Source organism: Paenibacillus sp. T2-29, assembly GCF_052921365.1.
On record NZ_JBREVE010000011.1, the window covers coordinates 198,293 to 204,612 of the forward strand.

Annotated in this window: 5 protein-coding genes and 8 tRNA genes; all 13 read right to left on the bottom strand. The window is 47.2% G+C overall.

Annotated features, from left to right (window positions below; genetic code table 11):
* Window positions 1-3: 3 nt before the first annotated feature.
* The 13 genes from ACU1JV_RS23980 to ACU1JV_RS24040 all read right to left on the bottom strand — a co-directional run bounded on the left by ACU1JV_RS23980 (window position 4) and on the right by ACU1JV_RS24040 (window position 6,287).
* Window positions 4-2,097: a SpoIID/LytB domain-containing protein gene (locus ACU1JV_RS23980; protein WP_413986865.1), complete on the bottom strand. Its 2,094-nt coding sequence runs from the start codon at window positions 2,095-2,097 to the stop codon at window positions 4-6.
* A 227-nt stretch (window positions 2,098-2,324) separates the two neighbouring features.
* Window positions 2,325-3,332 (bottom strand): Holliday junction branch migration DNA helicase RuvB, encoded by a 1,008-nt coding sequence (gene ruvB / locus ACU1JV_RS23985; protein WP_013372650.1) that lies wholly within the window; start codon window positions 3,330-3,332, stop codon window positions 2,325-2,327.
* A 50-nt stretch (window positions 3,333-3,382) separates the two neighbouring features.
* Window positions 3,383-3,997: a Holliday junction branch migration protein RuvA gene (gene ruvA / locus ACU1JV_RS23990; RefSeq protein WP_063212983.1), complete on the bottom strand. Its 615-nt coding sequence runs from the start codon at window positions 3,995-3,997 to the stop codon at window positions 3,383-3,385.
* Complete coding sequence (gene ruvC / locus ACU1JV_RS23995; RefSeq protein ID WP_025675038.1) at window positions 3,994-4,497, bottom strand: crossover junction endodeoxyribonuclease RuvC; 504 nt, start codon at window positions 4,495-4,497, stop codon at window positions 3,994-3,996. The genes ruvA and ruvC overlap by 4 nt, the downstream gene beginning before the upstream one ends.
* Before the next feature lie 226 nt (window positions 4,498-4,723).
* Window positions 4,724-5,425, bottom strand: a complete 702-nt coding sequence (locus ACU1JV_RS24000) for a BofC C-terminal domain-containing protein (RefSeq protein ID WP_013372653.1) — start codon at window positions 5,423-5,425, stop codon at window positions 4,724-4,726.
* A gap of 107 nt (window positions 5,426-5,532) precedes the next feature.
* Window positions 5,533-5,606, bottom strand: a tRNA-Pro gene (locus tag ACU1JV_RS24005).
* A 7-nt stretch (window positions 5,607-5,613) separates the two neighbouring features.
* Window positions 5,614-5,693: transfer RNA gene (locus ACU1JV_RS24010), tRNA-Leu, on the bottom strand.
* Between the two features lie 12 nt (window positions 5,694-5,705).
* Window positions 5,706-5,782: transfer RNA gene (locus tag ACU1JV_RS24015), tRNA-Arg, on the bottom strand.
* 5 nt (window positions 5,783-5,787) lie between these two features.
* A tRNA-Gly gene (locus ACU1JV_RS24020) sits at window positions 5,788-5,862 on the bottom strand.
* Between the two features lie 35 nt (window positions 5,863-5,897).
* Window positions 5,898-5,973 (bottom strand) — tRNA-Lys (locus tag ACU1JV_RS24025).
* Window positions 5,974-6,001: 28 nt separating this feature from the next.
* Window positions 6,002-6,078, bottom strand: a tRNA-Asp gene (locus ACU1JV_RS24030).
* Between the two features lie 26 nt (window positions 6,079-6,104).
* Window positions 6,105-6,181 (bottom strand) — tRNA-Met (locus tag ACU1JV_RS24035).
* Window positions 6,182-6,211: 30 nt separating this feature from the next.
* Window positions 6,212-6,287 (bottom strand) — tRNA-Val (locus tag ACU1JV_RS24040).
* Window positions 6,288-6,320: the final 33 nt, after the last annotated feature.

Consider the following 6,320-nt stretch of genomic DNA (forward strand, 5'->3'; position numbering starts at 1 on the left):
TGGTCAGTCCTTAACTATATCCACATTTTTGTAATAGTGTTGCAAAATTTTCTTGTAATCATACCCCTGCTCTGCCAATCCATTGGCCCCCCATTGTGATAAGCCCAAGCCATGACCATTCCCTTTACCTGTAAAAATAAAGCTTTGCGTTTTGTCGATGACTCGTGCATGGCGATCTTCATTCATGACGACCACCCCGTTGCCACTTGAAGTGCTGCTGCCAGATGCCGACAGAATTTGGGTGCCTTGTGTGCCGCTTACATGAGTAGTAGCTCCATCAGCGCCTAATACAGTATAACTGCCGGTACTCGCAATATCAAACAGTGTGCTTGGTAGCCCCCCCATCGCTGAGCGATACATGTCCGGATACTTCACTTTTAAAGGAGTTCCATCTGCTTCAACCTCCAACACTCGCCCTGACGGACCCCGTTTGGTAACATCAAGGTGATTAACAGAGGACGGTACCGTGCCAGTTATTTCCCCTTGCAAGGACTTAGCAATTTGAGCTGCTGTAAAGGGCCCTCTAACCCATGCATAGTCTCCGGATTGAGGCACCTTTTCCAGAACAATCATCTCTTCGCCCGGCTGCGCTTTTGCTACGGGTGTAACCGTTGATTGGATTTGAGGAATAGGACGCACATTTGTATTTTCCGCAGTGACGGTGATTTTGTCTAACCCCGCTTCTGTGACTCCCTCCAGCTCCTTAGCATTATCCTCGCGGATATAACCTGTCTTGCCACTGGAGAGAAGTACATGATACCACTCCTGTGCTCCTTTTTGTGCCGAAGTATCTCCCGAGCTGTCCACGCTCGCAAACGCTTCACCACCACTATTCCACACTTCGGAAGCATCTGCTGTAACACCACCCGCATTAGAGGAGAATACAGCTTCGACCACTTTGCCGCCACTCTTAATAACTTCACCAGCTGTTGCATCTACAGCCTCGTTGACATTTGCATGTTCTGAGCTCTTACCATTGTAAGCTTGGCTAAGCGTGCCATCTACCACATTGCCGATCTGAAACCGATTGCCTTGGGCAAGCGCATAACTGCGAGCCGCTACCGCTTGAGCCTTAAGCGCTTCAGTTGGCCATGAGGAATAGACTTCTGCTCCAACTACGGAATACAAATACTGCTCCAAAGGGACTTCATTCACAAGCGCCAGCTGTCCTGACGTTATGCCAATCTCCATGTCGCCGCGATATGTACGCTGTGACCTTTCGACCACTTGGATTCCATTATTACCGCCGTTGACAATTATCTTGCTATTATTAGAGCCACTTAGCATGTAATGAGGCATCACCTCTGAGCCTGTCGTTACTCCTGCTTCCTGTCTTAGGATAAGACCAGTTTGAGTAGTATTCACTTTGGAAAGGGTGAGTCTAGGCTGCTTGCTCTCCAGCTCTGTTTTCAAGGCCGACAGCTTACTGTCATTACTTTCTTCTCCAACCCATACAGCATACTGGCCTCTTGATTGAATTACAGTAAAAGCATCAAAACCTGCGGCAGCAATCGTCGTGCGAACGAGATTAGCCTCCTGCTCGCTTCCGTAGCTGCCCGTCGACCAATGTTTGTTTCCCTTAACTTCGGCCTGCGCTCCGGTTGCTGAGGAAATCCGTTGCACGGCAGCCTGTGCCGACTGTTCACTAGCATATAATCCCGCATACACTTGATAGACAGAGCCACCGTTTTTTGAACCAATAAAAACAGTAGGTTTATCATTAGTCTTTTGCAGAGCTTGAGCCGCTTTTATCGCAGCCGCTTCATTTCCTTCAAACACCTTCACTCGATAGCTGTCTACACTAAAACGAGCCGTACTGTCTGGCAGTCCCATCCAAGCCTGAAAGCTGCCCCCACTGTTCTGGCCAACACTCAGGCTCCCTGATGATTTCAAAGTTACAGCGGGAACTGTCGCTTTATATTTGCTGCCTAGATCCGCAAAGATCACTACACGAATATCCTCTTGGGCGGCAGCAGCCTGAACAGCTGAAGGCCAAGGTATGCAAGCTGTAGCTAATACCATAATCAAAGCTGCTCGTTTGAGCCGGCCTGTCCACGCTCCGAAATTTTTATTTCGGTTCAATGTATCTCCACTCATTTCTAGCTCCCCCAATTCTAGCTGACTAGCACTTATATTACATGATTTATCGGGATCTCGACCCGCGTCTATCCCTTTAAATACATCGGCGGAATAAACTAAAATTTGAACCCGCTTGAATCGGACTTATACACTTCTTAGCTCAATTCATCTGTCTAATCCACTTCATATCGTCATACTTACGAATAACACTCAATGATTTTTAAAAGTGCACTATAATTTCCTAGTCACCGTGGGTCTGTTGGCATAGGAATTCCAAGGTGAGCATATGCCGCCGGAGTCACCGTTCGTCCGCGAGGTGTTCTTTGTAAAAGGCCAATTTGTAACAAATAAGGCTCGTACACATCTTCAATCGTCTGGCTCTCTTCACCAATGGTCGCAGCAATGGTGTCCAATCCTACAGGTCCGCCTCGGAATGAATGAATCATAGCCTTAAGCATTTTATGGTCAATTTCATCCAGCCCGAGTGGATCTATTTGAAGTCTCTTTAGTGCCTCTGCAGCCAACTCTGAATGAATAATACCGTCTCCGGCAACTTGGGCAAAATCACGTACCCTTTTTAACAGTCGGTTGGCAATCCGCGGTGTCCCCCGTGAACGCAATGCGATTTCCTCCGCCGCATCCCCGACAATCTCGATTTCCATAATATCCGCATTCCTAGACACGATGTAAGCCAGCTCGTCTGTCGTATAAAACTCTAATCGACTAATAACGCCAAATCGGTCACGCAATGGCGCAGAGAGCAACCCAGCGCGTGTAGTAGCGCCTATAAGAGTAAAGGGCGGTAAATCCAAACGAACTGAACGTGCACTTGGGCCTTTGCCAATCATAATGTCCAGTGCAAAATCTTCCATCGCCGGATACATGACTTCTTCCACTGTACGGTGAAGGCGATGAATTTCATCAATGAACAAAACATCACCCTCTTGAAGGTTGGTCAGCAATGCTGCCAAATCTCCCGGTCTTTCAATTGCAGGTCCTGAAGTTGTACGTAAATTAACCCCTAACTCATTGGCGATAATGTTAGCCAAAGTGGTTTTACCCAATCCGGGCGGTCCGTACAACAATACATGGTCCAACGCTTCTTTACGCATCTTGGCCGCTTCAATATATACTTTCAGATTTTCCTTAACCTGATTTTGCCCGATATATTCATTTAGATAACGGGGGCGAAGGCTTAACTCCGCCGTCTGGTCTTCCATCATCAAATTGGCGGAAATAATCCGGTCATCCACATTCCATCGCTCCTCTTTTTACCAGATTTCTATTCACGGACATCAGCGTCCTATCCGGCAAACAACAGTTGCAAAGCCCGTTTCATCAAAATGTCAGCAGAATCATCAGGTTTCGCATCTTTCTTCATTTTGCTCCATACCTTATCTAACTCAGCATCCGTGTAACCGAGCGCCTTAAGCGCCTCACGCGCCTCACTCCAGTACGAACCTTCGCCTTCTTCTACAACAGGCTCCGCGAACAATCCGGTAGCCATTCCCAACGACCCAATACCGTCCAGCTTGTCTTTCAAATCTAGAATCATACGTTGTGCCGTCTTTTTACCAATTCCTGGTAATTTGGTTAGAAATGTAATATTTTCCTGATAAATCGCCGTCACCACATGCGCAGGCGTACCGCCCCCCAAAATACCAAGAGCCACCCGTGGTCCAATACCAGACACATCGATCAACTTACGGAATAATTGCTGCTCCTCACGGGTTGCAAACCCAAACAGTAAAATAGCATCTTCCCTTACATGATGGTGAGTGTAAATAACCACCGGTCCTTCCGTTTTGGCGAAGGCGTAAGGATTCGGACAAAATACCCGATACCCTACACCCTGCACATCCAAAACGACATATTCATTTTCCAAGTGAGCTACAGAACCACGCAAGAAATCTATCATTTTCGTAATACCTCATTTAATTTTGAATTTAGTCCATAGGAATGCGCATGACAAATAGCCACTGCCAAAGCATCCGCTACATCATCCGGTTTGGGCACAGCCTGGAGCTTTAGAAACATTCTAACCATCTCCTGTACCTGCTTCTTCTCCGCCTTGCCATACCCTACAATAGCCTGCTTTACCTGCATGGGCGTGTATTCCCCTATAGGCAGATTACGTTGCTTGGCAGCCAATACCAGCACCCCACGTGCCTGACTCACGGACATGGCTGTTGTAACGTTGCGATTAAAAAAAAGCTTCTCCAATGCAACCGCATCCGGCTTGTACTTATCAATTAATTGCAACATGCCTTCATACACATGAAGCAACCTGTCTTCTTCGGGTGTATGGGCCTCCGTCTGGATACAGCCATATTGCACAGGAACCACCTTACTGCCTATCTTGTCTACAAACCCGAAGCCCACAATGGCAATACCGGGATCAATTCCTAAAAAACGCAAAAAAACCTCTCCCCTATCGCTCAAACATGCCTAACTAACCATCAGCTAGCACTATCGTTATTATACATGAGTAAATTCCATATAAAGCGAACATATGTGTCGTTCTTTTCATTATAACAAAACTTTGTATCTAATAGAGGAAAAAGTTTAACCACAAGTGAAAACATAAAAAGAGACGCTACTAGCCTCACCTCATGGGCAATGCCTAACGTCTCTGTACTTATAATCAATAATGTTGCTTTAATACCCTCTGTGTTCGCTCCACTGCGAAGTCACTAAAAGTGGAGATTACACTGTTATACTCATTTATATCCTGTACACGGATTCCCTGCTGAAGTTGTTTATATACCCCTTCCGGCAAGGCCGTCTCCATAGACCCTATATCCAATTGAAAAAAAGTACGAATTACTTTTTCCTTTTTAGGCAGCCCTTCAAACAATGTAAGCTGTCCATCAGTGCTTAAGCCCATATATGCTCGCTCTTTGCATGACTCCGACAAATCTTCCACCCTGCGCTCCAGCCACACTTCTCCTTTAGTATTAAGCCGTCCCTTCCAATCGGGATGTTGCTTCAGCAAACTTTCCAGTTGTTGTGAACTTAACGTTCCCAAGGAAGTGGTCTCCGTACCACATACGTAGGTAGTTAACAAACGGGTCTTCCTGCTTATACCGGAAGCATGAATACTTTGCAATAGCTGCATCTGCGAGGAGCGGTCTTCGGTAGAAGTATAATTTGGTGACTCCTCCTCCATCTCTGCCATAACGGGAGTAGCCAGTGGTTGCGACAGCATAGCCTGCATATGATTCGAAAACAGAATACCCAACCCTGCCAGTAAGCAAGCCGCACCCAAAATAGTACATGCCCACACTGTTCTTCTCCACTGTTTCCAGCGCCGTTTCATCTGTTTTTTCCAACTTAATCGCTTCACAGTAATCCCTTCCGTCCCACTTTTTGTGTTAGTGTGACCTGAAGATTACTGATTTATACAAAAGCTAATAACAAAAAAGTCGCTGCTTCCAGCGACTTCCTATTGAATCGGGATGACACGATTTGAACATGCGACCCCCTGGTCCCAAACCAGGTGCTCTACCAAGCTGAGCTACATCCCGAAATAGATGCCGGTGAGAGGACTCGAACCTCCACGGTTTCCCTCACGATTTTGAGTCGCGCGCGTCTGCCAATTCCGCCACACCGGCTTATGAAGTTAATGGCGCGCCCTGAGAGATTCGAACTCCCGGCCTTTTGATTCGTAGTCAAACGCTCTATCCAGCTGAGCTAAGGGCGCAAATATGGAGCGGACGACGGGAATCGAACCCGCGACCCTCGCCTTGGCAAGGCGATGCTCTACCGCTGAGCCACGTCCGCAATACAATTATATCCATGACATATAAGTACATGAATGGTGAGCCATGAAGGACTCGAACCTTCGACACCCTGATTAAAAGTCAGGTGCTCTACCAACTGAGCTAATGGCTCCCAACAGGGTAATGTAACTTTGTGAAAATGGCGGAACTGACGGGATTCGAACCCGCGATCTCCTGCGTGACAGGCAGGCATGTTAGGCCTCTACACCACAGTTCCATAATAATTTTCATTAAAAAGTTAATTGGTTGCGGGAGCAGGATTTGAACCTGCGACCTTCGGGTTATGAGCCCGACGAGCTACCGAACTGCTCCATCCCGCGGCAATAGTAGGGAAGTCTATTAAAAATAAATGGTGGAGGCTGAGGGGATCGAACCCCCGACCCTCTGCTTGTAAGGCAGATGCTCTCCCAGCTGAGCTAAGCCTCCATACTACTATGACCCGTAGGGGATTCGAACCCC

What these genes read in the sequence shown, in the direction of transcription:
- ruvA (WP_063212983.1), bottom strand. Translation starts at nt 3,997, where the DNA reads ATGATAGATTTCTTGCGTGGTTCTGTAGCTCACTTGGAAAATGAATAT.
- ACU1JV_RS23980 (WP_413986865.1), bottom strand. Translation starts at nt 2,097, where the DNA reads ATGAGTGGAGATACATTGAACCGAAATAAAAATTTCGGAGCGTGGACA.